Source organism: Acinetobacter sp. ABJ_C5_2 (assembly GCF_044538485.1).
GTDB classification, from domain to species: Bacteria; Pseudomonadota; Gammaproteobacteria; order Pseudomonadales; family Moraxellaceae; genus Acinetobacter; species Acinetobacter nosocomialis_A.
Window position 1 is genome coordinate 1 of sequence record NZ_JBIUCS010000107.1, and the last position, 331, is coordinate 331.

1 protein-coding gene is annotated in these 331 nt (G+C 51.7%); it reads right to left on the reverse strand.

The window, feature by feature from the left end:
* Positions 1-331 (reverse strand): hypothetical protein (locus ACH8JV_RS19580; RefSeq protein ID WP_396523318.1); only part of this gene is annotated, 331 nt, incomplete at both ends.

Sequence of the window (331 nt, forward strand, 5' to 3'; positions counted from 1 at the left end):
AGTCGCATTGATCGGATCAATTACTGGTGCACTTGGCGCTGCCGTATCGACAGTCACGATGACATCTGTTGGGCTGCTGATATGACCTTGTGAATCCACTGCTTGGGCATGGATGGTGATTGGGCCATCTGCAGTCACAGGAATCGCTGCAGTGATATAGCCATTGCCCAGGTCAGTCGCATTGACAGTGTAGTCAGTGCCGTTAACGTTCACGACAGTGCCCACTACTGCATCCGGACCTAACGCAACACGGGCATCAAAGCTGCCGTCTGTGCCTAGTTCTGCTGTATTGATGAGGCCATCAGTGTTTAAGTCATCCGGTACTGTAATC